This is a genomic window from Deinococcus murrayi DSM 11303, assembly GCF_000482805.1.
Classification (GTDB): Bacteria; Deinococcota; Deinococci; order Deinococcales; family Deinococcaceae; genus Deinococcus; species Deinococcus murrayi.
Map to the genome: position 1 here is coordinate 95,502 of NZ_AXWT01000016.1, position 25,999 is coordinate 121,500.

At 68.3% G+C, this 25,999-nt stretch carries 25 protein-coding genes and 1 tRNA gene; 21 read left to right on the top strand and 5 right to left on the bottom strand.

Annotated elements, in window-relative coordinates; genetic code table 11:
* Positions 1-96: 96 nt before the first annotated feature.
* Positions 97-1,830 carry an ABC transporter substrate-binding protein gene (locus H565_RS0102575; protein WP_027459666.1) on the bottom strand — a complete coding sequence of 578 codons (1,734 nt, stop codon included), beginning with the start codon at positions 1,828-1,830 and terminating at the stop codon, positions 97-99.
* 168 nt (positions 1,831-1,998) lie between these two features.
* On the opposite strand from H565_RS0102575, the gene H565_RS0102580 reads away from it, so the two are divergent.
* The 9 genes from H565_RS0102580 (at position 1,999) to H565_RS0102620 (ending at position 14,129) form a co-directional block, all read left to right on the top strand.
* A complete protein-coding gene (locus tag H565_RS0102580) occupies positions 1,999-3,018 on the top strand; it encodes a D-alanine--D-alanine ligase family protein (protein WP_027459667.1) in 1,020 nt (339 codons plus the stop codon).
* 100 nt (positions 3,019-3,118) lie between these two features.
* Entirely contained in the window at positions 3,119-4,111 is a 993-nt protein-coding gene (locus H565_RS0102585; protein ID WP_027459668.1) for an extracellular solute-binding protein, read from the top strand.
* Positions 4,112-4,286: 175 nt separating this feature from the next.
* Entirely contained in the window at positions 4,287-5,843 is a 1,557-nt protein-coding gene (locus H565_RS0102590; protein ID WP_027459669.1) for an ABC transporter permease, read from the top strand.
* A complete protein-coding gene (locus H565_RS0102595) occupies positions 5,840-6,931 on the top strand; it encodes an ABC transporter ATP-binding protein (RefSeq protein WP_342663787.1) in 1,092 nt (363 codons plus the stop codon). The genes H565_RS0102590 and H565_RS0102595 overlap by 4 nt, the downstream gene beginning before the upstream one ends.
* 70 nt (positions 6,932-7,001) lie before the next feature.
* A complete protein-coding gene (locus H565_RS0102600; protein ID WP_027459671.1) occupies positions 7,002-7,625 on the top strand; it encodes a TetR/AcrR family transcriptional regulator in 624 nt (207 codons plus the stop codon).
* A 79-nt stretch (positions 7,626-7,704) separates the two neighbouring features.
* Positions 7,705-8,937, top strand: coding sequence for an efflux RND transporter periplasmic adaptor subunit (locus tag H565_RS0102605; RefSeq protein WP_027459672.1), 1,233 nt, complete (start codon positions 7,705-7,707; stop codon positions 8,935-8,937).
* A 61-nt stretch (positions 8,938-8,998) separates the two neighbouring features.
* Positions 8,999-12,418 carry an efflux RND transporter permease subunit gene (locus H565_RS0102610; protein WP_027459673.1) on the top strand — a complete coding sequence of 1,140 codons (3,420 nt, stop codon included), beginning with the start codon at positions 8,999-9,001 and terminating at the stop codon, positions 12,416-12,418.
* Positions 12,419-12,562: 144 nt separating this feature from the next.
* A complete protein-coding gene (gene ypfJ / locus H565_RS0102615; protein ID WP_051363372.1) occupies positions 12,563-13,420 on the top strand; it encodes a KPN_02809 family neutral zinc metallopeptidase in 858 nt (285 codons plus the stop codon).
* A gap of 1 nt (position 13,421) precedes the next feature.
* Positions 13,422-14,129, top strand: coding sequence for a M48 family metallopeptidase (locus tag H565_RS0102620; RefSeq protein ID WP_027459675.1), 708 nt, complete (start codon positions 13,422-13,424; stop codon positions 14,127-14,129).
* Between the two features lie 71 nt (positions 14,130-14,200).
* On the opposite strand, the gene H565_RS0102625 is transcribed toward H565_RS0102620, so the two are convergent.
* The gene (locus H565_RS0102625) at positions 14,201-14,413 is read right to left on the bottom strand and encodes a hypothetical protein (RefSeq protein WP_027459676.1); all 213 of its coding nucleotides are present in this window, start codon (positions 14,411-14,413) and stop codon (positions 14,201-14,203) included.
* Positions 14,414-14,584: 171 nt separating this feature from the next.
* Here H565_RS0102625 and H565_RS16230 point away from each other — a divergent pair, with 171 nt between their 5' ends.
* From H565_RS16230 to H565_RS0102650, 6 genes are all read left to right on the top strand, one after another.
* Complete coding sequence (locus H565_RS16230; protein WP_157468855.1) at positions 14,585-16,660, top strand: hypothetical protein; 2,076 nt, start codon at positions 14,585-14,587, stop codon at positions 16,658-16,660.
* Positions 16,660-17,121, top strand: coding sequence for a pilus assembly FimT family protein (locus H565_RS14085; protein ID WP_034408120.1), 462 nt, complete (start codon positions 16,660-16,662; stop codon positions 17,119-17,121). Before H565_RS16230 ends, H565_RS14085 begins: the two co-directional genes overlap by 1 nt.
* Positions 17,118-17,579: a prepilin-type N-terminal cleavage/methylation domain-containing protein gene (locus H565_RS0102635; RefSeq protein ID WP_084542868.1), complete on the top strand. Its 462-nt coding sequence runs from the start codon at positions 17,118-17,120 to the stop codon at positions 17,577-17,579. The genes H565_RS14085 and H565_RS0102635 overlap by 4 nt, the downstream gene beginning before the upstream one ends.
* Complete coding sequence (locus tag H565_RS0102640) at positions 17,576-18,427, top strand: PulJ/GspJ family protein (protein WP_027459678.1); 852 nt, start codon at positions 17,576-17,578, stop codon at positions 18,425-18,427. Before H565_RS0102635 ends, H565_RS0102640 begins: the two co-directional genes overlap by 4 nt.
* 76 nt (positions 18,428-18,503) lie before the next feature.
* Positions 18,504-20,198 (top strand): dynamin family protein, encoded by a 1,695-nt coding sequence (locus H565_RS0102645; protein ID WP_027459679.1) that lies wholly within the window; start codon positions 18,504-18,506, stop codon positions 20,196-20,198.
* A gap of 56 nt (positions 20,199-20,254) precedes the next feature.
* A tRNA-Thr gene (locus H565_RS0102650) sits at positions 20,255-20,329 on the top strand.
* A 99-nt stretch (positions 20,330-20,428) separates the two neighbouring features.
* Here H565_RS0102650 and H565_RS0102655 read toward each other — a convergent pair.
* The 3 genes from H565_RS0102655 to H565_RS15620 form a co-directional block, all read right to left on the bottom strand.
* On the bottom strand, positions 20,429-21,601 hold the full coding sequence (locus H565_RS0102655) for a tyrosine-type recombinase/integrase (RefSeq protein WP_169726646.1): 1,173 nt from the start codon (positions 21,599-21,601) through the stop codon (positions 20,429-20,431).
* Between the two features lie 613 nt (positions 21,602-22,214).
* The gene (locus tag H565_RS14090; RefSeq protein ID WP_051363374.1) at positions 22,215-22,979 is read right to left on the bottom strand and encodes a Fic family protein; all 765 of its coding nucleotides are present in this window, start codon (positions 22,977-22,979) and stop codon (positions 22,215-22,217) included.
* Positions 22,976-23,341, bottom strand: coding sequence for a helix-turn-helix domain-containing protein (locus H565_RS15620; protein ID WP_051363375.1), 366 nt, complete (start codon positions 23,339-23,341; stop codon positions 22,976-22,978). The genes H565_RS14090 and H565_RS15620 overlap by 4 nt, the downstream gene beginning before the upstream one ends.
* Positions 23,342-23,488: 147 nt before the next feature.
* On the opposite strand from H565_RS15620, the gene H565_RS0102670 reads away from it, so the two are divergent.
* From H565_RS0102670 to H565_RS0102695, 6 genes are read left to right on the top strand one after another with little or no spacing between them, the layout of a single operon-like run.
* A complete protein-coding gene (locus tag H565_RS0102670) occupies positions 23,489-23,923 on the top strand; it encodes a hypothetical protein (protein ID WP_027459683.1) in 435 nt (144 codons plus the stop codon).
* 50 nt (positions 23,924-23,973) lie between these two features.
* Complete coding sequence (locus tag H565_RS16235; RefSeq protein ID WP_157468856.1) at positions 23,974-24,144, top strand: hypothetical protein; 171 nt, start codon at positions 23,974-23,976, stop codon at positions 24,142-24,144.
* 50 nt (positions 24,145-24,194) lie between these two features.
* Positions 24,195-24,917 (top strand): hypothetical protein, encoded by a 723-nt coding sequence (locus tag H565_RS0102680; protein ID WP_027459684.1) that lies wholly within the window; start codon positions 24,195-24,197, stop codon positions 24,915-24,917.
* A complete protein-coding gene (locus tag H565_RS0102685; protein ID WP_027459685.1) occupies positions 24,914-25,306 on the top strand; it encodes a hypothetical protein in 393 nt (130 codons plus the stop codon). Before H565_RS0102680 ends, H565_RS0102685 begins: the two co-directional genes overlap by 4 nt.
* Positions 25,303-25,506, top strand: a complete 204-nt coding sequence (locus tag H565_RS0102690; protein WP_027459686.1) for a hypothetical protein — start codon at positions 25,303-25,305, stop codon at positions 25,504-25,506. Before H565_RS0102685 ends, H565_RS0102690 begins: the two co-directional genes overlap by 4 nt.
* On the top strand, positions 25,499-25,915 hold the full coding sequence (locus H565_RS0102695) for a hypothetical protein (RefSeq protein ID WP_027459687.1): 417 nt from the start codon (positions 25,499-25,501) through the stop codon (positions 25,913-25,915). Before H565_RS0102690 ends, H565_RS0102695 begins: the two co-directional genes overlap by 8 nt.
* Positions 25,916-25,999 lie beyond the last annotated feature (84 nt).

A 25,999-nucleotide genomic window follows, 5' to 3' on the forward strand; every position in this document is an offset into this window, starting at 1 on the left:
ACTCCACCATACACGCGGAGTGTTCGCCCCACAAAGGGGGACGGGAAAGGCCCCGATTGACCCTTCCCGTCCCGCGTGACGGCTGTTGCTGACGGCTTACTTCTTGCTGAGGTCCCTCCAGAGGGTCCCGGTGTCGCTGAAGCTGATCATCGGGTTGTAGGTGCGCGCGCTCACGCCAAGCAGGTTGTCGCGGTGGGCGATGATGCCCACGCCCGCCGGAATCAGGATGTAGGGAGACTGCTCGTAGGCCCGCTGCCCGACAAGCGAGTACAGGCGGTTGCGGGTGGCCGTATTGGTGGTCTCGCGGGCCTGCTCCAGCCACTTGTCCACCTGGGCGTCTTTCCAGTTGGAACGGGGGAAGTAGTACCCGTTGCTGGAGTAGAAGGTGTACATGAAGTTGTCGGGGTCAGCGTAGTCGGGCGCCCACCCGATGATGATCATCGGTTCCTTGCCCGCCTTGGAGTCGTTCAGCATCGCCGACCATTCCTTGGGCTGAATGTTGATGCGGAACTTGGGGTTCAGCGCTTCGATGTTCTTCTTCAGAATCTCCATGGCCGTCTGCGCGGGAACGGACCCGGCGCGGTAGGCCACGTTCAGGGTAAAGCCGTTGCGCCAGACGTTGCCGCCCCAGGCCCGCTTGAAGTAGGCCTCGGCCTGCTTGGGGTCATAGGTGTAGGTCTTAATCTTGGCGTCGTAGCCGGGGAAGGAGTCGGGCAGCAGCATGGTGCGCTGCTTGCCCTTGCCGTTTTGCACGTCGCGGATGTACTGGGCGTAGTTGAAGGAGTAGGCAAAGGCGCGGCGCACGTTCACGTCGCTAAAGAAGTTCGCCGGGATGCCGCGCCCGTCGAGCTTGCCGCTGCCCAGGCGCGAGGCGTCCTTGATGTTCTGGTTCATGAAGAACGCCGAAGCCACCGTGTTGGGCAGGCCGTCCACAATGACGACGCCGGGCTTGCCCTTGAGCTGCTCTTCGATGTTGGCGCGGCCACCGGCCTCAATCAGGTCGGCGTCACCGCGCAGGAAAGCCTGCTGGCGAGCGGCGAGTTCGGGCACCCTCTGGATAATCACGTTCTTAATGGCCGGCTTCTTGCCCCAGTAGCCGTCAAAGGCCTGCGCGAGAATCGCGTTGGCGTCGCGGCGCACCAGGCGGTAGGCGCCCGTGCCGCTGGGCTGCTTGCTGAGGTTGCTGCCCTGGAGGTCCTTGCCAATCCAGTTTCTCCAGTCGGCCTCGGTGCCCTTCCACTCGCCAATGCGGATGGCGTGCTGGCGGTCCACGATGCTCTGGCCCGCGTAGGCGAGCTTGGAGAGGAACGCGGGGTCCACCTTGGGCAGGGTAAAGACGAGCTGCCCAGCGCGGTTGCACTCGACGGCCTTGTCAATCTTGGCCCAGGTGATGCTCTTGTCATCATTGGCGTTGCTGCCCGTTCCCAGCAGGCTCTCGGCGATAAACCAGTTGCCCGACTCGGCGGCGTTGGTGACCAGGTTGCGCTCGAAGGAGTACTCGGCGTCCGCGCAGGTCATGGTGTTGCCAGAGTGGAACTTCACGTTCTTGCGCAGGTCGAAGGTGTAGGTGCGGCCCCCGTTGCTGATGGTCCACTTCGTAGCGAGCAGGGGTTCGAGTTCGCGGATGCTGGCCCCTTTGTAGGTCACCAGCGTCTCGTAGAGGTTCTCGACGATGGCACCGGAGGCCGTGTCATAGGTTGCAGAGGGGTCCAGCGTGGGCACATCGCTGGACCACTGAACGACCAGCGTGTCCTTGGCGACAGCAGCTTGAGCAGTGCCGACCAGAGCGCCAGCAACGAGGAGCGAGCTAAGCAGAGCGACTTTCTTCATGGTGCCTCCTGGGGCAGAGCGGAGAGACGCGCCGTAGGCCAGTGGGCCGGGGCCGGAAAACCTGAGGGTGTCAGACGGGGCCAATCATAGCGCAGCCTGAAGGGGGCATGTGAGAGTGGCCAAGGGCGCTTGGGAGAGGGGGTCTCTGGGGTGACATACTGCCCCGCGATGAAGAAGCGCATCCTGCTGCTGGCGGGCGGTCAGTCCGGCGAACACGAGGTCAGCCTGATGAGTGCCCGCAGCGTTCTCGCGGCCCTGCCCCGCGACCAGTTCGACGTGACCCCGGTGGTCATCAGCCCGCAGGGGCGCTGGCTCGCGCCCACCGACACCGCCCGCGCCCTGGAGACCGGAGAGGCCGTCTCTGGCGGCGACCTCGTGCTGCACCGCGCCGCGAGCGCGGAGGGCTACGACGCTGTCTTTCCGCTGCTGCACGGCCCGATGGGGGAAGACGGCACGATTCAGGGCCTGTTGACTCTCGCCGGGATTCCCTTTGTGGGGTCGGGGGTGCTGGGGTCCGCTGCCTGCATGGACAAGGTGATGACCAAGCAGGTGCTGGCGTCGGTGGGCATTCCGCAGGTGGACTGGCGCCTCGCCGTGCGCCGCGAGTGGCAGACCCGCCCGGAGGAGGTCCTGGCCCGCGCCGCTGAACTCGGCTTTCCCCTCTTTGTGAAGCCCGCCAACCTCGGCTCCAGCGTGGGCATCAGCAAGGTGAGCCGCCCCCAAGACTTGCAGGCGGCCCTCGACCTCGCCTTTTCCCTTGACCGCCGGGTGATTCTGGAGGCGATGACCCCCCACAAGCCCCGCGAGGTGGAGGTCGGCATCCTGGGCAACGACGCGCCCATAGCCAGCCCGGTCGGAGAACTGCGCTTTGACGCCGACTTCTACGACTACGAGACGAAGTACACCGAGGGCCGCGCCGAGATGCACATCCCTGCCCCCCTGCCCGCCGAGGTGGCCGAGCGCGTCCGCAACCTCGCCCTGACCGCCTTTCGTGCCCTGGACTGCGCGGGATTGGCGCGGGTGGACTTCTTCTACGTCGAGGAGACGGGCGAGCTGTTCCTCAACGAGGTCAACACCATGCCCGGCTTTACCACCACCTCCATGTACCCCAAACTCTTCGAGGCGGCGGGCCTGAGCTACAGCGAGCTGGTCACCCGCCTGATTGAGCTGGCCCTAGAGGAGCGCTAGCCAGAGCGCAGGACGTGGGGGGCGGCGGCGGTGGCCCCTGCCCCCCGCTTCACCTACTCCTGAGTTGACAATACCGAGCGGTTTACTTAGGATTCGCCCCATGACGCGAATCCTGCTCGCTTCCGCCGCCCTGCTGCTCTCCGGAACCTCGCTGGCCCAGGGCCAACTCACCGTGTACACGGGCCGGGCCAAGACCTTTGTGGAGCCTATCGTGCAGCAGTTTGAGCGCTCGACGGGCATCAAGGTGAATGTCCGCTACGGGACCGATAGCCAACTGGTTGCCGCCCTGCGCGAGGAGGGAAGCCGCAGCCCCGCCGACGTGTTCTGGGGCAACTCGGTGGGGGCGCTGGGAGAGCTGGCCGAGGACGGCAAGTTCCTGAAGCTGACCTCCGCGATGGTGCGCGGGGTGGCCCCCGACTACGTGCCCGACGACCGCTCCTGGCTGCCCACCACCGTGCGCTTCCGGGTACTGGCCTACAACCCGAACAAAATCAAGCCGGGGGACCTCCCCGACAGCGTCCTCGACCTGCCCAAGATGACCAGCCTCAAGGGGCGCATCGGTTGGACGGTGACCTATCCCTCCTTCCAGGACTTCCTGGCGGGCATGATTGCCAAGCACGGCGAGGCCACGACCAAGGCTTGGCTGGAGGGCATGAAGGCCCTGCAACCCAAGGACTACAAGACGAGCAACGTCGGGATGCTCGAAGCGATGCGGGCGGGCGAGATTGACGTGGCGCTGACCAACCACTACTACATCCAACGGGTCAACCGCCTGAACTACCCGGTCGAGACCTACTTCTTTAAGAACGGCGACATCGGTAACCTGGGCAACGCCACGGGTGCGGGCATTCTGAAGACGAGCAAGAACCGGGCGGCGGCCACCCGCTTCCTTCAGGCACTGACGGGGAAAGACGCGCAGACCTTCTTCCTGAGCGTGAACTTCGAGTACCCGGTGATTGGCAACATCATCCAGCCCACGACCATGCTGCCCTACAGCGACGTGACCAAGCGCAGCCCGCGCCTCGACCCTGCCGTGCTGCCCAAGAACATCGAAAAGGCCCAGCGGCTGCTGCGGGAAGCGGGCCTGCTCTAAGGCCGGTGCCAGCGGCCAGCTTCCAGCCGCCAGCCCCAGAGGGGAGGTCTCGCCCGTTGGGTGGGGCCTCCCCCTCCTCTTTGGGCTTCGGGACGCCCGCCCCCCAATCCTGACCAATCCACTCTGATAACTTTGGCGCGGCGAGTCCCCCGTGGCCGCCGCCCCCTTTTTCCCCATGACCCTGCGCCGACGTCTGCCCCCCACCCTGGCCCTGCCCGCCCTCCTGACCGCCCTGGGCGTTGTGTTGCCGCTCGCTTATCTGGTGCTGCGGGCTTTTGGCGCGGAGACCCAGGAGCTGCGCGACATCGTCTTTCGGATGCGCAACCTCGAACTGCTGCGCAACACGCTGGGGCTGGCGCTGGGCGTGCTCGCCGCGGGCACGGCGGTGGCCTTGCCGCTCGCGTACCTGGCGGCCCGCACGACCTTTCGCCCGCGCTGGGTGCTTACCCTGCTGGGGGTCCTGCCGCTGGCGATTCCGGGGTATGTGGGGGCCTACGCGCTCATTGCCGCGAGCGGGCCAGGGGGCACCATTCAGGCGCTGACGGGACTCGCCTGGCCGGGGCCAAGCGGGTTCTGGGGGGCACTGGGGGTGCTCACCCTCTTTACCTTTCCGTACCTCTTCCTGAACCTGCACGCGGCGCTGCGGACCCAAGACCCCGCGCTGGAGGACGCCGCCCGGCTGCTGGGCCGCACGCCGGGGCAGACCTTCCGGGAGGTCACGCTGCCGCACCTGCGCCCGGCGTGGCTGTCGGGCGGGCTGCTCGTCACCCTGCACGTGCTGGGCGACTTCGGGGTGACCAGCCTGATGCGCTACCCCACCTTCAGTGCGGCCATCTACCAGCAGTACACGGCGGCCTACGACCGGGTGTACTCGGCGTGGCTGGCGCTGATGCTGCTTGCTGTGACCGGGCTGACCCTGTGGCTGGAGGCGCGGCTGATGCGCGGCGTCTTCCTGGCACGGGTATCGCCGGGGGGGGCACGGCAGCCTCCCCGCGTGCCGCTGCGCGGCTGGGTGCTGCCCGCCTGGGTCTTCGTGGGGCTGCTGGGGGGCGCAGCGCTCGTCGTGCCGCTGGGGACCGTGGCCTATTGGCTGCGGCTGGAGCAAAATCCCTATGCCCTGGCCGGGCTGTGGGACGCGACCCGCTCGGCGCTGACGGCGGCGGGGGTAGCGGCCCTCACAACCACCGCGCTCGCCTTTCCGCTCGCCTACATCGGCAATCGCTACGCGGGGCGGGCGGCCAGGGTCACGGAGCGGGTGGCCTACCTGGGCTACGCGACCCCGCCCCTCGCCTTTGCCCTCGCGCTGATTTTCTTCGTGCTGCGGGCAGCGCCGGGACTGTACCAGACGTTTTCCCTCCTGATTCTGGCCTATACCCTGCACTTCGTCGCGGAGGCAATCGGTCCCATCCGCACCTCGCTGGCGCGGGCGACCCCCCGGCTGGAGGAGGCGGCGCGGGTCCTGGGGGCGGGGCCGGGGCGGACGCTGTGGCGGGTCGTCCTGCCGCTGATGCGCCCCGGCCTGCTGGCGAGCGCGGCCTTCGTCTTCCTGAGTGTCCTCAAGGAACTGCCGCTGACCCTGCTGCTGGCCCCCACCGGCTTTGACACCCTGGCCCGCAACGTCTGGACCTACACCGAGGAGGCGCAGTACGCGGCAGCCGCCCCCTACGCCCTGGTGCTGGCTCTGGGCGGAGCGCTGCTCACCATCTTGATTCTGAGGAGAGAAAGGCCGTGACCCACCTTCCTGCTGGCCCCCTGACCCGCGCCGGGACGCCCCCGGCGGCCCTCGCCGACCCTCCTGCCCCGCTGCTGGAGATTGTGGGCCTCACCAAGAGCTACGCGCCGGGGCTGCCGCCCGTGCTGGAGGCCCTGGACCTGCGGGTCGCTCCCGGCGAGCTGGTCACCCTGCTGGGGCCGTCGGGCTGCGGCAAGACGACCACCCTGCGGCTCATCGCGGGCCTGGAGACGCCGGACCGCGGCAGCATCCGCATCGCGGGGCGCGAGATGACCGCCCCACCCGTGCCTCCAGAGCGCCGGGGCGTCGGGTTGGTCTTTCAGGATTACGCCCTCTTTCCGCACCTTACCGTGCTGGGCAATGTGCTCTTCGGCCTCTCTGGGCTGCCCCGCGCCGAGCGGCTCACCCGCGCCCGCGAGACGCTCGCGCTCGTCGGCCTGACTGTCTTTGAGGGCCGCTACCCCCACCAGCTTTCGGGCGGACAGCAGCAGCGGGTAGCGCTCGCCCGCGCCCTGGCCCCCCGGCCCCAGCTTCTGCTGCTCGACGAGCCGTTTTCGAACCTCGACGCGGGGCTGCGCCACTCCACCCGCCAGGAGGTCCGTGCCATCCTGCGCGAGAGCGGCACCACCGCCCTCCTCGTCACCCACGACCAGGAAGAAGCGCTCGCCTTTTCGGACCGCCTCGTCGTCATGCGGGCGGGCCGGGCCGAGCAGCTCGGCCCCCCGCACGAGGTCTACGCCCACCCGCGCACCGCCTTTGTCGCCAACTTTCTGGGCCGCAGCAACCTGTTGTCAGGCACCGCGAGCGGCCACGTGGCCCGCACCGCCCTGGGTGACTTGCCGCTGGAGGAACCCGCGCAGGGGGCGGTGCTCGTGAGCGTGCGCCCGGAGCACCTGGCCTTTGCCCGGCCCGGCGAGGACGGCACCCCGGTCACCATCGCCGCCCGCGAGTACAAGGGCCACGACGTGACCTACGTCGTGCGGCTAGGCGGCCAGGAACTGCTCGTCCACACGGCAGGCCAGGAGGTCTGGTCCGAAGGTCAAGAGGTCCGCGTGCGGGTGACCTGCCCAGCGCGGGCGGTGCAGTAGCTCGGCGCAGGGCCGCAGTGTAGGCCCTCCTACAGCGCCTTCGGCCATTTTTGAGTGCATACTCAGGTATATGCCCCGGCCTCGCAGCGTCTCGGACGAGCAGCTTGTCGCGGCGGCCCGCGCCGCCTTTTTGGAACGCGGGGTGGGCGTGACCACCGCCGAGATTGCGCGGCGGGCGGGCGTCTCGGAGGGCACCCTCTTTGCCCGGTATCCCACCAAAGCGGACCTCTTCGAGGCGGCGGTGGGGCTGCGGGAAGGAACGCCCTGGCGCGACGACCTGCCGGGGCGGGTGGGCATGGGCGAGGTGCGCGGGCACCTGGAGGAGGTGGCCCGGCGCTTCCTGGAGGACGCGGCGCGAGTGCTGCCCCGCCTCACGCTGATGCTTTCGCAGGGACACGCTCCGGCGCATAACCCCCTGCTGCGCCGCATCGGGGACCCCCTGCGCCGAGACCAGGACGCGTTGGCGGCGTACCTGCGGGCCGAGATGGCGCTGGGCCGGGTGCGCCCCCAAGACCCGCAGGTGGTCGCCTTCGCCCTGCTGGGAGCGCTTACCCAGCACGTTCACCGCGAACTGCTCGCCGGGGCATGGGAGGAGGATGCGCCCCTTGGCCCAGCTCCTCCCCCCTCCCCAGCAGACCCTGGCCGGTTTGTCGCGGCCTTGCTCGACCTGTTGTGGCCTGGCCTCGCCCCCTAGCCCCCTCGTCCCTTGTGGAGGTTGTTTCTATGTCCCATCCCCAGCCCGCTCTCCTCGCCCCGTATGGCCGGGGGTTCGCGTGACCCGCCCCCGCTGGCCGCTTTTTCCGCTGACCGTGTGCCTCGCGCTGACGGCCTGCTCGCCGGGGGGAGGAGAGGGGGCTACCCGGCTCTCGACCCCGCCCCCCAAGACAACCGCGCTCGCGGTGCGGACGGTGCGGGCACAGGAGGGGGAGCTGACGGTGGTTCGCACGGTGGCCGCCACCCTGGAAGCGGGCCGCGACAGCAACGTGGCGGCGCAGGCGGGCGGCACGGTGACCCGCGTGCTCGTCGCGGAGGGCGAGCGGGTGACGACCGGGCAGCCCGTCGTGCAGCTCGACGATACTGGGGCGCGGCAGGCGCTGACCTCGGCGCGGCTGGCCCTCCAGCAGGCCGAACTCAGCCTGCGGCAAGCGCGGGAGGCGGTGCAGGCCGCTCGCCCCGCGCTGGAAGCGGGGGTTCGCGCCGCTGAGCTGGGGCTGCGCCGCGCCCGCGAGGAAGCGCGGAACGCCCAGAAGCGGTATGACGACGGCCAGCTTCCTGAGGCGGCCCTCCTCGCGGCCCAGGCGGGAGAGGCGCAGGCCGAAAGTGCCCTCGCGCAGGCCCGCAACGCCCTCGCGCAAAACGGGCGAGCGGGGGCGGGCAGCCCCGAAGCCCTCGAACTCAGCGTGCAAAGCGCCCGCGCCGGGGTCACCCAGGCCGAAACCGCGCTGGAGCGCACGGTCGTCCGCGCTCCCTTCGCGGGGGTGGTCGTGTCGGTCGGGACCGAGGTCGGCGAGGCGGTGGGACAGGGCAGCCCCGTCTTCCGGCTGGTAGAAACGGGTGAGGTCCGCGCCCGCTTCAACGTGACCCCGGCGGACGCGGCGGCCCTTGCGCCCGGCACCCGGCTCAACCTCGATGCGGGCGGACAGACCTACGTGGCCGCCGTGCAGCGGCTGAGCGGGGTGGCGGGTGCCGACCGCCTGGTGCCCGTGACGGCGCGGGTGGAAGGCGGGGCTGCCCTGCCGGTGGGGGGCGCGGCCCAGGTGCGCTACCGAGCGGCGGTGGGCGGCGGCGTCCTCGTGCCGTCGGCGGCCCTCAGCGTAGAGGGGGGCGAGAGCGCCGTGTACGTGGTCGGGGACGGTGTGGCCCGGCGCGTGCCCGTGCGGGTGGAGGCCGAGGCGCGGGGGCAGGTCGCCGTGCGCGGGCTGGACGCCGGAGCCAGGGTGGTGACCCCCGTGCCGGGCGGCCTCCAGGACGGAGCGCGGGTGCGGGTCGCCGGAGGAGGGTCATGAGGCGAGCTGACGGCGTCCGCTCCTGTCTCTCCCGGCCTGACTTCCCCCTTCCGGAGTGTCCATGAGCACCCACGACCCCCCCGAACTCAGCCTGCCCCGCGGCACGCTGCCCGACGGTACCCCCGAACCGCCCGTGCATCCCGCCGTGCGCTTTAGCGTGCGCAACTACGTCTTTTCCATCGGCATCTTTGTGGCGACGGTCCTGTTCGGGCTGCTGGCGACGACCCGGCTGGGGGTCGAGCTGCTGCCCAGCTTCGAGGTGCCCGTGCTCGCCGTCTCGACCGCCTATCCCGGCGCAACCCCCGACCAGGTCGACCGCGAGGTCAGCCAGCGCATCGAGGCCGCCGTGAGCACCCTGGGCGGGGTGACCGACATCAACGCGACCTCGGTAAGCAACCAGTCGGCGGTGGTGATTACCTTTGCGGACGGCACCGACATCGATGCGGCGGCCAACAGCGTCTCGCAGGCGGTGGCAGCGATTCGGGGCACCCTGCCGGGGGGCACCGAGGCCCCGGTCGTGCAGAAGTTTGACCCCAACGCGACCCCCATCCTGACCCTGGCCCTGCTGGGAGGCGCGGCCCGCGCCGAGGACGTGGTCGCCTACGCCGAAGACACCCTGGTGCCCCGGCTGGAGCGGGTACCCGGCGTGGCGGACGTGGCGGTATCGGGCGCTCCAGAACGGCAAGTGCAGGTCCTCCTCGACCCGGCGCGGCTCCAGGCCTACCGCCTCACGCCGGGGCGGGTAGCGGGGGCGATTCAGGCTTCGGCGCTCGACCTCCCGGCGGGGAGCGTCACCGTAAGCGGCACCACCGTGGGCTTTTCCACCCGCAACACGCCGCAGAGCCTCGCGGACGTGGAACGCACCCTTGTGGACCCCGCTTCCGGCCTGCGGGTGGCGGACGTGGCGACTGTGCGCGACACCTCCGCCCGCGCGACGAGCTACGCCCGCGTGAACGGGCAGCCCGCCGTGCTCCTGAGTGTGCGCAAGGCCAGCGGCACGAACAGTGTGGCCGTCGCCGACGAGGTGACGGCGGCGATGGAGGCCCAACCCCTCCCGGCGGGCTACCAGCTCACCCTTGCCAGCGACACCACGACTGCCACCCGCGCGACCGTGGGGGACACCTTCAAGGAGTTTCTGATTGCCATCGGCGCGGTGGGCGTCATCGTGCTGCTGTTCCTGGGACGGCTCAACACAGTCTTTGCCGTGATTCTCGCCATTCCCATCTCCATCAGCGCCGCGCCACTGCTCTATAGCCTGTTCGGATTTTCCTTCAACATCGTCTCGCTGCTCGCCATCATCGTCGCCATCGGCATCGTGGTGGACGACTCCATCGTGGTCGCCGAGAACGTGCAGCGCTACCGCGACCTGGGCTACGGCCTGCTGCGCAGCGTGCTGCTGGGGGCCTCGGAAGTCTTCTCAGCGGTCACGGCGGCCTCCTTCTCGCTGCTCGCGGTGCTCATCCCGCTGTCCTTTATGCCCGGCATCTTGGGTCAGTTTTTTAGCCAGTTCGGGCTGGGCCTCGCGGCGGCGATTGCGCTAAGCTGGTTAGAGAGCCTCCTCTTTCTCACCGTCCGCATGGCCTATGCCCGCGACCCGCAGCCGGTCGGCTGGCGACAGGTGCCCGGCGTGCTGGCGCAGGGGCCGCGCTTCCTCCGCGAGGCGCTGGCGGGGGTGCGGACCCTCTCCGGGGGGCTGCTGCTCGCGCTTTCCGGGGCGGCGCTGTGGGTGGGCCTCAGCCGCTTGACGGAGCTGGAGTGGCCCGCCGTCGCCGCGCTCGCCATCCTGCTCGCGCCCGCCGCACTCGCCCTGGTGCGGTACGTTCTGACCGTGCTGCTCGCCTTGCTGGAGGCCCTGACGGGTACCCTGCACGGCCTCACCCGCCGGGGGGTCACGGCGACCGCCCGCGCCTATGCCCGCAGCGTGGGCGGAGTGCTGCGGCGGCCCTGGGGGGTCATGCTGCTCGCGGGGGCTTTCTTGCTCAGCGCTCCGCTGGCCCTGCGAACGGTGGGCTTTTCCTTTGTGCCGCGCAGCGACAGCGGCATCCTAACCGCCGACCTCGAACTTCCCGCCGGCACTGACCTCGCCCGCACGAACGCGCTCGCGGCCCGTCTGGAGGAGAACCTGCTGGCCCGGCCAGAGGTGCGGCTCGTGCAAACCAGCGTGGGCGCGGGCGGGGTGCTGGGGGGCACGAATGCGAATGCCGCCAGCCTGACCGTGACCTTGGTCCCCCGCAAGGACCGCGCCCCCATCGAGACGCTGACTGCCCGGTATGCCCGCGACCTCGCCGCCCTCGCTGCTGGGGTGCCAGGGGCCGAGGTGCGGGTGACCGCCCAGCAGGGGGGGCCGGGGGGAGACGCCGACCTCAGCCTCGCCCTCACCGCGCCCAATCAGGCGCTGCTCACCGAGCGCAACCGCGCCCTGCTACGGCTGCTCTCCGCCGACCCCAACATCGCCTCGCTGGAAAGTAGCCTCTCGGCCACCCGCCAGGAGCGCACCTTTGTGCCCGACCCGGCGCGGCTGGCGGGCACGGGCCTTACCGCCAATGACGTGGCCCAGGCCCTGCGGACCTACAACGACGGCAGCGTAGCGGGGCGGCTGCGCGACGGTGACCGCAGCGTGAACATCGTGGTGAGGCTCGACCCCGCGCAGGTGCAGGGCGGCGAGAGCCTGCTGTCGCAGACGGTCTTTGCGCCCGCGCTGGGGACCAATGTGCCCCTCGCCAGCCTGGGCACCTTCCAGACCCGGCAGGCCCCGGCCACCCTCAGCCGCCTGAACAAGGCCTACTCGGCCCGCATTGACCTCAACCTCGTTCCCGGCGGTCCCAACGCCTTTGCCTACCAGCGCGAGCTGGTCGAGCGGGCGCGGGCGGCGGGCCTCCTGACAAATGGGGTCACGCTGGGCAACGCGTCTTCCTTTGGGGCAGCGGGCCTCACCGGGGACCTGGTGTTTTACGGCCCGGTCGTGCTGCTGCTCGCGGTGCTGCTGACCTACCTGGTGCTGGGGTCACAGTTCAACTCCTTCCGCTACCCCGCCTACCTGCTGCTGCCGGTACCGCTCGCGGTCGTGGGGGCGCTGTGGACCCTCTCGCTGTTCGGGGTGGACCTCGACGTGATCACGGTGCTCGGCATGGTCATCTTGCTGGGGCTGTCCACCAAGAACTCGATCCTGTACCTGGAGTTCGTGACCGAGCGGATGCGCTCGCTGCCGCTGCGCGAAGCGCTCGTCGAAGCCGCTGAGCTGCGCTTCCGGCCCATCCTGATGACCACCCTCACCGTGCTCGTCATCAGCCTCCCGCTCGTGCTGGGGCAGGGCGAGGGGGCCGAGTTCCGCCGCGGGCTGGGCATCGTGATTCTGGGCGGGGTGGTCACATCCACGCTGCTGACCTTCTTTGTCGTACCTGCCGTCTTCTACCACTTCGAGCGCCGCCGGGTCGCGCCCCCCACCCCCGCGCCGTTGGGGGCCGTGCCCGCCGCCGACTGAGCGCGGGGCAGGGGAGGGCCAGAGGGACGCGGGCTACCCGCGCCCGCCGGCCCTTTTCCTATGGCTTGGTCAAGACCCCCTCACCGGCAGGTCCCTACAATGCCCCCTGAAGCCCGGCACAAGCCAAGGCGAAGGAGGCTGGAGATGGACTGGAAAAACCTGCCCCGCAGTGGCGGCGGCGTGCAACCCAGTGGCGGCGGCTTGCCCGGCGGCGGCCTCGCGGTGGGCGGCGGCATCGGCGGCCTGCTGCTCGCCTTGCTGGCCATGTTCTTTGGAGTAGATCCCAGCGTGGTGCTGGGGGGCGGGGAGTCGCCTCCCGCTCAGACCCAGTCGCCAGCGGGCCAGGCGGGGGAGACTGAGGAGTACGAGTTCCTCGACCGCATCCTGGGCAGCACCAACGAGGTCTGGGGCGGCATCTTCCAGCAAGCAGGCCGCACGTACACCAAGCCCGTGCTCGTGCCCTTCCGGGGGGCGGTGCGCAGCGCCTGCGGCCAGGCGACGAGCGCGGTCGGCCCCTTTTACTGCCCGCTCGACAACAAGATCTACCTCGACACCTCCTTCTTCGCGCAGATGGACCGTCAGCTTGGCGGCGGCGGCGACTTCGCCTACTCGTACGTGATCGCGCACGAGGTCGGGCATCACGTCCAAAACGAACTCGGCATCGCCGACCAGGTCACGCGGGCGCAGCAGGGGGCGCGGACCCAGGCCGAGGCGAACGCCTATGGGGTCCGGCTCGAACTCCAGGCCGACTGCTTCGCGGGGGTGTGGGGCCACCGGGTCTCCAGCCTCGCCAACCTGACCCCAGAGGACGTGCGCGAGGCCGTGAATACGGCGGCGGCCATCGGCGACGACGCCTTGCAGCAGCAAAGCCGGGGCTACGTGGTGCCCGACTCCTTTACCCACGGCAGCAGCCAGCAGCGGGTGAACTGGTTCATGACCGGCTTCCGCACGGGCGACCCCAACCGGTGCGACACCTTCAGCCAGCCCTACAATCAGCTTTGAGATGACGCCCTCCTGCCCCCGGCCCCCCTCCCCCTGGACGGTCGGGGGCGTTCCCGTGGAGCTGCGCCGCAGCCCTCGCCGCCGTACCCTGGCCCTCCAGGTCCGGCCCGGCGAGGTCGTGCTGCACGCGCCCGCCCGCACGCCGCAGGGGACGCTCACGGCCTTTGTGGAGGCCCGCCGCGAGTGGGCCGAGCGGCACCTGCGGGCCTTTGCGGCGCGACAGGCCCCGGCGGCGGATTGGCGGGACGGTGCCGCCTATCCCTTCCTGGGCGAGACCCTCATCCTGCGCGAGGTTCCCGGCCTGACACGGGCGCAGCGGGTGGGTGGCGAGCTGCACCTGCCTCCCGGCCCGGACCTCGCCGCCCCCCTGGAGGAATGGAGCCGCGAGGCCGCCCTGCCCCTCTTTCGCGTCTGGGTGGAGGAGTATGCGGAGGCGCTGGGGGCCAGGGACCGCCTGGGGCGGGTGGGGCTGAGCGCTGCCCGCACCCGCTGGGGCAGTTGCACCTCGCGGGGAGACATCCGCCTGCACTGGGCACTGAGCCGCGCTCCCCGCGAGGTGGCCCGCTACGTCGCCCTGCACGAGGCCGCGCACCTGCTGGAACTCAACCACTCGCCCCGCTACTGGGCACACGTCTCGCGCCTCATGCCGGACCATGCCCAGTGGCGGCGTTGGCTGCGCGAGCAGGGGCACACGCTGTTGGGGGTCTAGAAGTCGGGGGCCGAGGTGCCGAGAAACGGGGTGTTCCTCTCGGCTCCTCGACCCCTGACCCCTCGCCGCTTTTACATCGCGGGCATCGGCGTCGGGCTGGGCATGCCCGGCGTGTCGGGGTTGCCGGTGGGGTCCGGCTCTGGCATGCCCGGCAGGTCGGGGTTGACGGGCGGGTCCATCACCGGGCCGGTGTCATCGGCGCCGGGCATCTGCTCTGGCAGGGGCGCGGGGGTGTCGGTCGGCTCGGTGGCGGGCATGGGGGGACGGTCGTAGGGTCCGGTCACGGGGCTACCTCCTGATGGGGATGCCGCCAGTGTGCCGCTTCTCCGCTGTGCCGAGGGGCCGAAGGGGATGAAGGCGTCTTTACGCGCCCCTATTCGGGGGCTAGGTTCTCCCGCGGGCCGCGCCGCAGACTGAACCCCATGAGAGGCCCACAAAGGACCGAAGGCGCGGCCATGATTCTGGTCGTGCTGCTGACCCTGCTGCTGCTGGCGGGCATCTTGGCGGCCACCCTGCGGCTGGGCCTGGGCAGCCGTCAGAATACGGCGGACCAGGCGGCCACCCTGCGGGCGCAGTACGCGGCAGAATCGGGGCTGGCGCTGGCGCAGTCGTGGTTGCGGGACGTGCAAACCATGCTAAGCCCTGCTGAAAATGGAGCAACACCCGGTCTATTCCTGGCCTCCAACGTGCGTGTCTCTGCTGTGCGTACTTGGATTGACCAACTCTGTGGTACGGGTACTTGGACATCCCTCAATGAAGGCATTAACGGAGGGCCTGGGTTCTTCGACCCCGATGGAAATGATGGCGCAGGAAGAAACTATCCTACGGCGCAAGCTTGCGTGCCCACCAACTTGAATTCGGACGACAACTTTACACTATTTGCCAAACTGGTAACCCCTGCAAGTTACAATGCGCTCCCAGCCAGTGAGCAACCTGGTGCCACCGAAGCAGCTCGCAAGGCCTTCTGGCGTCGAGTCTTGACTCAAGCACAATCAAGAGCGAACGGCGACTTGGGAAGTTCGACAACCACGAGCTTAAGCTTGACGCGTATCTTACGTTTGGGTCCAGATCATCATCGCGTCTTTGTCAGAGTTGCCTCTCTGACAGCTAGTGCCGATGCGAATGCTAACAGCCGCCGCATCATAACTGCCCAAGGCGCTCGAGACGGGGAATGGTGGTTTGATGTGCTTCAGCCTAGCCTGCTCGATGCGGTGGTTCAGACTGATTATCATACAATGGTATCAGGAGGCCCCGTGAACTTTACAACCACGACGAGTTTTCAGGGACAAATTAAGACAAATGATATTTTTACCTTTACTTCACAGAGTGGATATAATAGCCCAAGATTTTCGGGGAAGATCTCTAGTGCGGGCTGCACATCGCGTACTCAGACGGCAGAGGAAGAGAGCTGCGTGCGTCGACCTGGGGTTAGAGTCAACGGCAGCGTGTTCCGATATCCTTTGGACAGCACCCTGACTGATGAACAAAAAAGCGACGGCATTCGTAGCTATATTAGTAACAATCGCGTCAATGTAAACTATAGTGGCGTCACGCCAAACTACGCTAGTCAATACCAGCCTTTTCCTCGTGCTGCGCTTATACAAGAAAATGCGGCCAATGGGCTAGATGCTGATGGCAACCCTCTGAGTGATAATAGCCGCGGACTGATATTGGGAAATGGAGTTATTGGAATTCAGATGTTTGTGGGTGACGGTGACATGAACCCACCTAACTCTTACGATTCTGCTCAAAGGCGCTGGGTGGAAGCTACCCCTTCTTATCAATACCTACGACCCATCGTTTCTCAAAACTGCGTAGAGCAGCTTGGTGGTACATGTACTTACACATATAGCAACACCATTTATCGTGTGGATGACCGTAAGAGAATATACAGCAAGACGGGAAATGGTAGCTGGATACTCTTGCCCAATCCCTTTAACGGGGTGATTTTTAAGGCCGCAGGTAGCGAGCCACTGACCCTGGTTGGCCCCGACCCAGGTCGTCTCTCTACGGGTACACAAGAAGCTCGGGTGCGGCCTGCAGTGGCTTCCTTCTCTGGTATTACAGTTGCAACACCTCGCCAAATTGACATCCGCAGCGATCTTGCCCTCTCGCAGTCGCCTTGCCGTTATGACGAGTATGATTCTGTATCACTCAATCCGCCCTGTAAGGAGCGGGAAAATGTACTGGGATTGTTCAGTAGCGCGGGCAAGATAGTAGTTCGTCGCCAAGTCCCCAATAACGCAGTGATTCATGCTGCCCTTATGGCGAGTCAGCAGGAATTTATGGTGGAGGGTCATGATTCGGGTGCATATCGCGGTGAGATGCTGTTTACCGGCTCTATGGTAGAGCGCTATTATGGAGCTAGCGGGACGACAAGTGGTACGGGATATGGCCGTGACTACTCACACGACAAGCGATTTTTAGATGGTTTAACGCCGCCTTTCTATCCAACCTCGCCGAAATGGAGTTTTGAAGATGCAGGAACCAAGCGCGACCTGACGCGTGTGCTCTGGAAGCAGGGGTCGTAATGCGCCCTTCCGGTTTCACCCTGATTGAGTTCCTGATAGCCATCGCCATCCTGGGCATCCTGGTGGGGCTGGTGGGCTTCGGGACGGTCCGCAGCGCCCGCGCAGCAGAACTGCGGGAGGCAGCCACCCAGGTGGCGACCGACTTGCGCCGCGCCCGCTCACAGGCCCAGCGTGGCAGCACGAACGTTACCGTCTCCTGGGACGCGGGCAACTCGGTGCGGTACCAGGTGAGTGGGAGCGAGCGGCGCTTGCCCGGCACGGTCACGCTGAACTGCACCTCCAACTGCTCCGGCTCCGGCACGTCGGGCAACCTCGTGACCTATACCGCCCCCTACGGCGAACTCGCGGGGGCAACCGGCAAGGTGCTGCGCCTTGCCAGCTCCTTTCCTGGCCTCACCCCGCTGGAAGTGCGCGTGGTGGGCGTGACGGGCAAAGTCATCGTGACGCGAGGGACCCCATGAGGCAGGCAAGGACACAGGGCTTTACCCTGATCGAGGTGCTGGTGTCGGTGGCGGTGCTGGCCGTGCTCGCCGCAGTGCTGACGGCTACGCTGACCGGGGCGCTGGGCCTTAACCGCCAGGCTCAGCAACAACTGGGCACCTCTACGCAAGCCCAGCAGCTGCTGGAGCAGGTGCGCGGGGCCTGGGCCGACGGCAACCTGTACGAGCGGGCCTGCGCCCCGGTCACCATTCCGAGTGGCTACTCGGTGCAGTTTCAGTCGCTGGATACGCGGGGCAACGTGCTGGGAACGGGAGCCGCCGCTGCGCCTGCCAACATCCGCACGACGAATTGCGCCGCGCAGCCAGTCTTGAACGCGCCGGGGGGCAGCGAGCCGCCCCGGATGCGCCGCCTGATTGTCGCCTCGCAAACCGGACGGCAGGACACCACCCTGACTGTCGACGTGCTGAGGCCACGGTGAGGGGGCCACGCTGGAGGCAAGCGGGCCTCACCCTGGTCGAGCTGCTCGTGGGGATGGCCCTGATGGGCATCGTGCTCGCGGCGCTGGTGGCTTACTTTTCCCAGAGTGGCCGGGTGTCGACCCAGTCGAGCACGCGGGCCGAGTTGCAGCAGGAGGTGCTCAACGCCCAGCAGCTCATCGCCGGGAAGCTCAAGGAAGCGTGGTACGTGTATCCGCCGGGATTTGCCCTTTCTCTGAGCGCATCTGCCAGCGGTAATCCACCGACACTTCAGAATCCTGTCACTGGAAACAAGAACTGGACGGTAGGCACCCATCCCATCTTGGCGATGATTCTCCCGCCGGAGTCGGGCACGGCCCCCTACCGCTTTCTCGCTTACTATCCAGTGAAGCGCTCGGTGTGGGTGGGCGGCACCGCCGCGACCAGTTGGCGCAATCCTGGCCCAGACGACAGCAATGGTGATGCCTGGGTGCTGGTGGAGTACCGGGCGAACATGGCTTCGCCTTTTCCCCCTTCCCCTCCTGTTCCCCCCCTTCCCCCTTTTCCTCCTGTGGCGGTGCCGACTGTCCCAACGAATGGAGAAGCCAATATCCTCGCCGACTACATCGCGCCGACGGTGGCGACGACCGGTTTCACGACGTCCACCAACATCTACAACATGTTCACCTACGCGACGACGACTTGGCCGGGCAGCTGGCCTGCACCTGTACCCAGCTACGTCAACAGCGTGACCATCAACCTCGCCGTGGCGAGGCAGTCGCAGGGGTCGCTTCTGCGGCTGCCCGGAGCTACGGGAACCTACAGCATTACGGTCTTCCCCGCCAATCTGGGTCGGATCGCGGTCAATTGATCCTCACCTCGCCCCCTCCCTTCAAACAACCCTGAGCCTGCCCCGGCCCCCTGGAGGCAGGCTCTACACTTGCTCCATGCTCGTCACTGCCGCCGTTCAGGACCTGCTCTCGCGTGAGCGGGCGCTCCTCGCCGACCTTCAGGCGTTTTTGGAGTCGCAGGGCGCTCCCCCGGAGGCGGTCGAGTATGCCCGCGGCGCGGCCAGGGCGCTCGACGAGACGTTCCTGCTCGTGGTGGTGGGCGAGTTCAATGCGGGCAAAAGCAGCTTCGTGAACGCGCTGTTGGGGGCCGCCGTCTTGCCGGAAGGGGTCACGCCCACCACCGACCGCATCTATGTCCTCGTGCACGGCGAGAAGCCCGGCGAGCTGGAACCCACCCGCGACCCCTTCGTGAGCCGCCTGACCTACCCCCTGCCCAGCCTGGAGGGGGTGGCGCTGGTGGACACGCCGGGCACGAACGCCATCATCCGCCAGCATCAGGCCCTCACCGAGGGCTTTCTCCCCCGCGCCGACTTGGTGCTGTTTCTGACCTCGGCAGATAGGCCCTTTACCGAGTCCGAACGGCAGTTTCTGGGCCTCGCCGCCCGCTGGGGCCGCAGCGTCGTGCTCGTCGTGAACAAGGCCGACCTGCTGGAAACGCCCCAGCAGCGCGAGCAGGTCCGGCAGTTCGTGGAGGCGGGGGCGCGGGGGGTGCTGGGCTTGAACCCGCCCGTCTTTCTCATCAGTGCGCGGGCCGAGCAGCGTGGCGGCGACGAGGGCTTCCGGGCGCTGCGAGCGGCGCTCGTCGCCCGGCTCTCAGAAACCGAACGCACCCGCCTCAAGCTGCAAAGTCCCCTCGCGACCGCCGCCGAAATCCTCTCCGGCGAGGAAGCGCGGGCAGAGGCCGCCCGCCAGACTCTCCAAGCCGACCTCGCCGTGCTGCGCGACCTCGAAGCCCAGCGCGAGCGGCACCGGGAGACGATGCTGGGCGAACTCGACGGCCAGCTCAACCGCCTGAGCCGCTTGCTGAGTGAGTTCGAGGTGCGGGCCGACCGCTTTATCGACGACAAGCTGCGGTTTTCGAACCTGCGGGGCCTGATGAACAGCCGCGACCTAGAAGACCAGTTCCGCCGCGAGGCAGTGGCCGACCTTCCCGATGCCATCGACCGGCAGTTTGGGACCATGATTGACCGCTTCGTGGAGGCCAACTTGCACTTCTGGGAGGACGTGCAGGCTTTTCTCATCCGCCGCCAGCCGCCGGGAGATGTGGCCCGCACCCGCTTTTCCTATGACCGGGGAGCGCTGCTTGAAGGCATCGCCGGGAGTGCTCGCCAGCACCTCGAAACCACCACCGAGCAGGAACTTGCCCGCCAGCTCTCCCGCGACGCGGAAGACGCCCTCAAGGGAGCGGTGGGGGGCCTGGCCGGGGGCATCGGCATCGGCGCGGGGCTGGGGGCGCTGGTGGGGGCGTCGGCGCTGGACTTTACGGGGGGCATTCTCGCGGGGCTGACGCTGGGGAGCCTGGGCCTCTTTGTCTTGCCCAACAAGCGCTTGCAAGCCCACCGCCAACTGCGGCAGAAGGTGGGGGCGCTGCGCGAGGCCCTGGAGCAGATTATTCGCCGCGAGTACGAGCGCGAGCAGGAGCGGGCCGACGCCCGGTTGCGGGACGCCATCAGCCCCTACACCCGCTTTACTGCTCAGGAAGAAACCCGCCTGGAGAGCGCCCGCACCCGCGCCGCCGAGCTGCGGGCACGGCTGGAGAGCCTGCGAAGCGAGGTCAAAGCCCTGGGCTGAGGATTTGACAAGGCCGAGGCCATCCTCTACCCTTGTGCGTGCAGCATTTTTGCCGCGCCAGTGTAGCTCAGGGGTAGAGCAACTGATTCGTAATCAGTAGGTCGTCGGTTCAAATCCGACCTCTGGCTCCAGAGAGAAAGCCCGCCTAGCGCGGGTTTTTTGATTTTGGTCTGACCTGATGAAGGGGGCGCGGCGGCCCCCTTTGCAAACCTATTGCAAACCGGCAGCGCTTAGGGTTGGTCGGGCGTGCTGCCCCCCTCGACCCCTACAGGCCGTGAACGCACTTTCACCCGCCGCCGCCCCTGGGCTTCCGGCTGGGGCGCGGGGGTCACGGGGTCAAAGGTCAGCCCCTCGCCCTCGCCGTCATACACGTGCCGGTAAATGCCGCGTGTCACGTTCGGGTCTTTGTGCCCCAGCCGCTTACTCAGCACCTCGACGCTCACCCCGCTTGCCGCCATGACAGAGGCATAGGTGTGCCGCAGTTTGTGGGGGGTCAGCACCGGCACCCCCGCCGCCCGGCAAATCCGGCCCATAGGCCGCCGCAGGTTGTCGAGCCGGTAGGGCGTTCCTGCCCGCGTCACAAACACATACCCCGTGTGCTGGTACTCGCGCCCGCCGTCCCTGAGCCGCGCCCCGCTCTCTTTTTCTGTCTGTGCCTGACTCAGCCTCAGCAGCTTGACGGCGTCCCCAGCGAGGCTGAGGGCACGGCGGCCCCGTTCGGTTTTCGGCGTGCTTTCGTACACCTTGCCCCCGCTGACGGACCGCGTGCGCTCGACCCGGACCCGCGCCCCACCGTCAGGGGTGAAGGTCACGTCATCCCAGCGCAGCCCCAGCACCTCGCCCGGTCTCATCCCCGTAGCGAGGGCAAAGGCCAGCGGCCACCCCCAGCGGTCAGCGCGGGCCGCACGGTAAAACTGGGCCGCCTGTTCCGGGGTAAAGGCGTGCAAGCGGGGCGCACCCTCGACGGTGGGGCGCTGGGGGCGAGCGTGGGCGGTTGGGTTGACCGTGACCAACCCTTCCGCGTTCCCCCAGGCATAGGCCGCCCTCAGCAGGCCGTGGATTTTCTCGCGGGTGCGGTAGCCCAGTCCAGACGCTTCCAGCTCGGCGTAATAGGCCCGCAGCCGCCCCGCACTGACCTTGCCCGCTGCAAGCTGCCCCACGCTGGGCCGAATGTATTTGTTCGCCGTATACGCATAGTCCCGTGCCGTGCTCTCCGCCTTAATCTTCCCGCGCCGCCCAGCGATGTACTCGCTCAGCAGGTCGCTGAGGGTCAGCCCCCGCACGGGCGGGCGGTGCTCGCGCTCAATGGCCGCCTTTGCTGTTCGCACCGCTTCCCGTGCGGCGGTCATGTTTCGTGCCGTGCCGCTCACCTGCCGCCGCTCACCTGCGGGGGAAGTCGCCATCACCCGCCACCGCACCCGCCCATCTGCGAGGCGCGTATAGCTGCCTTCACCCTGCCCGCGCTTTCTCCGACCTTCTGATTGACCTGTCGCCATAACCCAGCGTAGCCCGCCCCCCTGGGCCGTCAGCCGAAAGGTGGGGCCGCGCTGGGGGGGTCGGTGGGTGGGGGAGAGTAGGCGTACGGTTTTAGGGGGTTTTAGGAGGGTAAATCCTACAAAAGCATTTTTGACTCTCTATCTATCTATAAAAGACTGTCCTAGACGGCATTTTGGGGACTTTCCCCACTGGGGTACTCCACTCCCATCCCCTAGAAGCCCTCAAAACCCCCAAAACCTCCGGGCTACTCTTTCGCCCGTCCAGAACGGCAAAAAAGTAGCGGGTTTTGTGTAGAACCCACTCCGGGGGCTTCCCCCCAAAACCTCCGGGCTACTCCTACTCCCACCCCCCCCAGCGCGGCCCCAGCCGGGGCACGGCGAGGGGCCGGGGGCGCTCTCAAAAGTTGAGAGGGGGCAGACAAAGCGCTGCCCCCTCCCGCTGGGGGAGGGGGTCACATACCACGCGCCCGCGTCACCTGCTGACACGGCAACTCTGAAGGGCCGGGGGGGCCGTGCAGGGCTATGCCCCCTCAGCCCCCCCCGGTTCGTCTTCCAGCACGGCGAGCAGCTCCAGCACCCCCGCCCGCACCCGGTCCGTTACCAGGGCTTCAAAGGGGGCGAGGTTGCCGCCGTTCGCTTCTTCTAGGGCCGCGTAATAGGCCGCCCGTGTGGTCACGGGAATCAGGGCCGGGGGGTAGCCCGCCCGAATCAGCAGCAGATTCATCAGCAGCCGGGCCGTGCGCCCGTTTCCGTCTATGAAGGGGTGCACGGCCACAAGCCCGTAATGGGCGCGGGCGGCGAGGGTCACGGGGTGCACCTCGCCCGCCCGCGTGTTCAGCTCGCCTATCAGCTCGCCCATCAACTGCGGAACTTTCAGCGGGTTGGGGAAGATGCGGGAAGACCCCACTACCCGCACCCGGTCCCGGCGGTAGACCCCGGCATCTTCCGATTGAATGCCCGTGAGGATAACCCGGTGCAGGGCGAGCACATCTTCTTCTCGCAAGGGGGCGGGCTGGGCACTCATGCGCCGCATCAGCCGCCACGCTTCCCGGTGGTTGACCGCTTCCAGGTGCTCGCGGAGGGGATGCCCGCTTATCGTCACCCCGTCGAGCAGCACCGCCTTGGTTTCCGCGAGGCTGAGGGTGTTGCCCTCTATCGCGTTGCTGTTGTAGGTCTGCGAAACTTCCCAGTCTGCTTCCAGGCTCGCCCGCAGCGAATCTGGCAGCGGATGCGCCCGCAGCCGGGCATTCAGCGCGTCGAGCTGGGCGAGGGCCTGGGCCGTCACTCTTTCCCCCCCCCAGCGCGGCCCGGTTCATCCCCCTGGGGCGGGGCCACGCTCCCCAGCGCTTCCCGCACCGCCGCTTGCACCCGCCGCATGACTTCCCGCTCTAGCGCTTGGGGGTCACTGGGGGCGGGCGGCACCCCGCCGCTGCTCAGGTGCTCGACGGGCACCGCTGTCAGGGTCAGCCCCAGGGCGTCGAGAATGGCTTGCCACACGGGGGGCACGTTGCCGCCCCTGCCGCCCGTGTTGTTAAGGGCGCGGGTTATGTGATTCGGGTGGATACCTGTAGCGCGGGCGAGGTCCGCCCGGCTTAGCCCTTTCTCTCTCAGGCGGGCGTCTACCGCTGCCCGTATCTCTTCATTCATGCCCACAGTCTACCCGAAAGCGGTAACTACCCGAAAAGGGTTGACTCTGCTACCCGAAAAGAGTAGTATTAGGTCAGCAGAAAGAGACGCTTCTACCGCCAAGTTTCCGCGTCCCTGACTGACTCCCCTTAGCAGTGAAGGAGCACCATGCACACTAGCACCCCCCGCCCGAAAACCCGCACCTGGGCCACCGTGCGCCACGTGACCGCCTACGGCGAGCACTGGGGGCACGAAACGCACACCGTCACCCTGACCCGTGACGCGGCGGGCCGCATCAGCGCCCAGCTCGACGGCGAGCCGGTCCCCACCGCCCAAGCGGTCGCCATTCTGAACGCGGCAGACCATGTGACCCTGACCGCTGAGGCGTACCTGCCCGTTCCCCCGGCCCCCACCATCGGCAAGGCCGCCGGGTGCCGCCTTCACAAGCACATGGCCCGTGCGGGCATCCCCAGCGGGGAACATTACGCCTTCGCCGCCCGCACCCTGGGGCGGCCCGTGGCGAGCCTCGCCGCCCTGTACCCCGTGGAAGCCCGGCAGGTGTGGCGTGACCTGTGCGCCTACGCCCCGCGCCTGACCGCCTAAGCCGCTGGGGGGCCAGTCCCGGCCCCCTCCCGCCTTTGTGAGGTGCCCCCATGCGCTCTGCCCTGCCCCTGACCCTCGCCGCGCTTGCCCTGGGCTGCTACGCCCTCGCGGGCAGCGCCCACCCCGCCGCTTATCCCGCCGCCGTGCTGGGGCCGTGCCTCGCCCTCGCCGCCCTCGCGCTGACCCTCGCCCGCTTGGGCTGGGCTAAGGGCTGGGCATGAAGGCCGCTTAGCACTCCCCACGCCCCCCGCTCCCCCCAGAGGTGCCCGACATGACCGCACGCCCTGACCTCGCCGCCCCCACCCCTGAGCGCCACTTGCCCTACCCCTGGGCACGGGGCGAGGGGTGCGGCGGCCCCCGGCCCGCCCTCGCCCACCCCGGCGAGCATGACCCCTACTGTCCCGCGTGTGCCCGCGCTGACCTTCTCCGGCACGCGGCGGGGGAGAGCCTCGCGGCCCTGTTGCCCACGGTGCTGAGCGCGTGGGCGCATCACTGGGGCGAGGTCGGGCTTTCCACCCGCGCCCTGTATGAAGCCGTCGAGAAAATCGCAGGGGCGTGGATGAATGCAGACGCCCAGCGCGAGCACCTGAGCGCGTTCTTGCGCGGGGCCATGCGCGAGCATCCCGCTCCCGCCGTCATCCCCAGCCCGCCCGACCGCGTGACCGTGCGCCCCGCTGAGTGGGGACTTATCCTCGCCGCCCACCTCGACCCGCACGCCCCGCCGCCCCCGCCGGGGCAGCCGGACCGCCGCCGCTTCTTTACTGTGCGGGAGCCGGGCGGCAAGGTGCGGGAGGGCGTGACCCTGCTCCCCGGCCTTGACGCGGTGCTCATCCTGGGCGCTGAAGAGGGCGCTGATGCCGCGCTCTACTTCACGGGCCTTCGTGGGCGCACGCGGCCCCTTCAGCGCGAGGGCTACCGGGTGCCCGCCGCCCTGCTGCCCGCCGTGCGCGAGGCGCTAGGGGGCTGGGGCAGCGCTGAGGGGGTGGGGGCATGACGGCTCACGCTCAGCCGGGCCGCCGCGCAAAGAGCGCCCTCATCCCTGGGGCCGTGAGCCTCGCCGCCGTGCAGGTGATTCCCGGCTCTATGACCGCGAGCGGGCGGCCCGCCCTCGCGCTCGCCTGCTGGACAACCCGGCACCGCCTGCTCTTGACGGTGCTGCCGGAGGGCGCGAGCTGGGGCCTGACCTACCCCCCAGCGCTGCCCAATGAACGGGACGAACGCGAGGGGCTGACCCTCGCCCGCCTGGGCGGCGCTCGCCTGACCCTTGAGCATGAGGGCCGCCGGGCGGTGCTCGACGTGCCCGCCGTGCGCCTGCTTCGGGAACTGATAGAGGCCCTGGGGCGCTATGACGGCTCCCCCGTCAGCCTGGGGCGGCCCGCATGACCCGCCCCAGCGTCACCGCCGTGAGGCGCATCCCCCAGGGTGCCCGCCTGACCCTGAGCGCCCCCGCTCAGCTCTTCCGGCTCGACCTGCCCGCGCTCTACACCCTGCCCGCCCACCTCATCCGCCCTGCCGCGCTCGCCTTGGGCTTTGACCCCCGGCAGCTCGCGCACGTACTCGGCGAAAGGCCCTGCCATGACTAACCCCACGCCGCCTGACCCCCTCACTGCCTACGTTCGCACCCACGTGCGGAACATGCGCCGCGCCCTGCGGGGGGCTGAGCTGCTCAGGCCACCCGCTGAGCTGGGCCATCTTGCCCCGCCCCAGGCCGCCGCCAATCTGGAGCGCCTCAAGGGGGCCTTTGCTGGGGCCGTACTCGCCTACCAAAAGGCCCCGCCCCACTCGCCTGAAGCCGCCTACGGGCGGGCCATGCTGCTGGGGGGGATGGTGCTTGCTGAGGGGCAGCGTGCCCTGAAAGCCCCCCTCGCCGCGCTCACCCTGCTGAGCATTTGGGGCGCAGACCTGAGGCGTGAGGCCCTGGGGGAGCGCAGCGCGGAAGCGCTGGGGGAGCAGGTGGACGCTGACCCCCAGCGCCCAGGCGTAAGCCCTTAGCCGCCCGCCCCAGCTTCACCAGCTGGGGGCCAAGCATGCGGGGCAGGGGCTAGCGGGCCTATTTTTTCCGACATTTTCCGACAT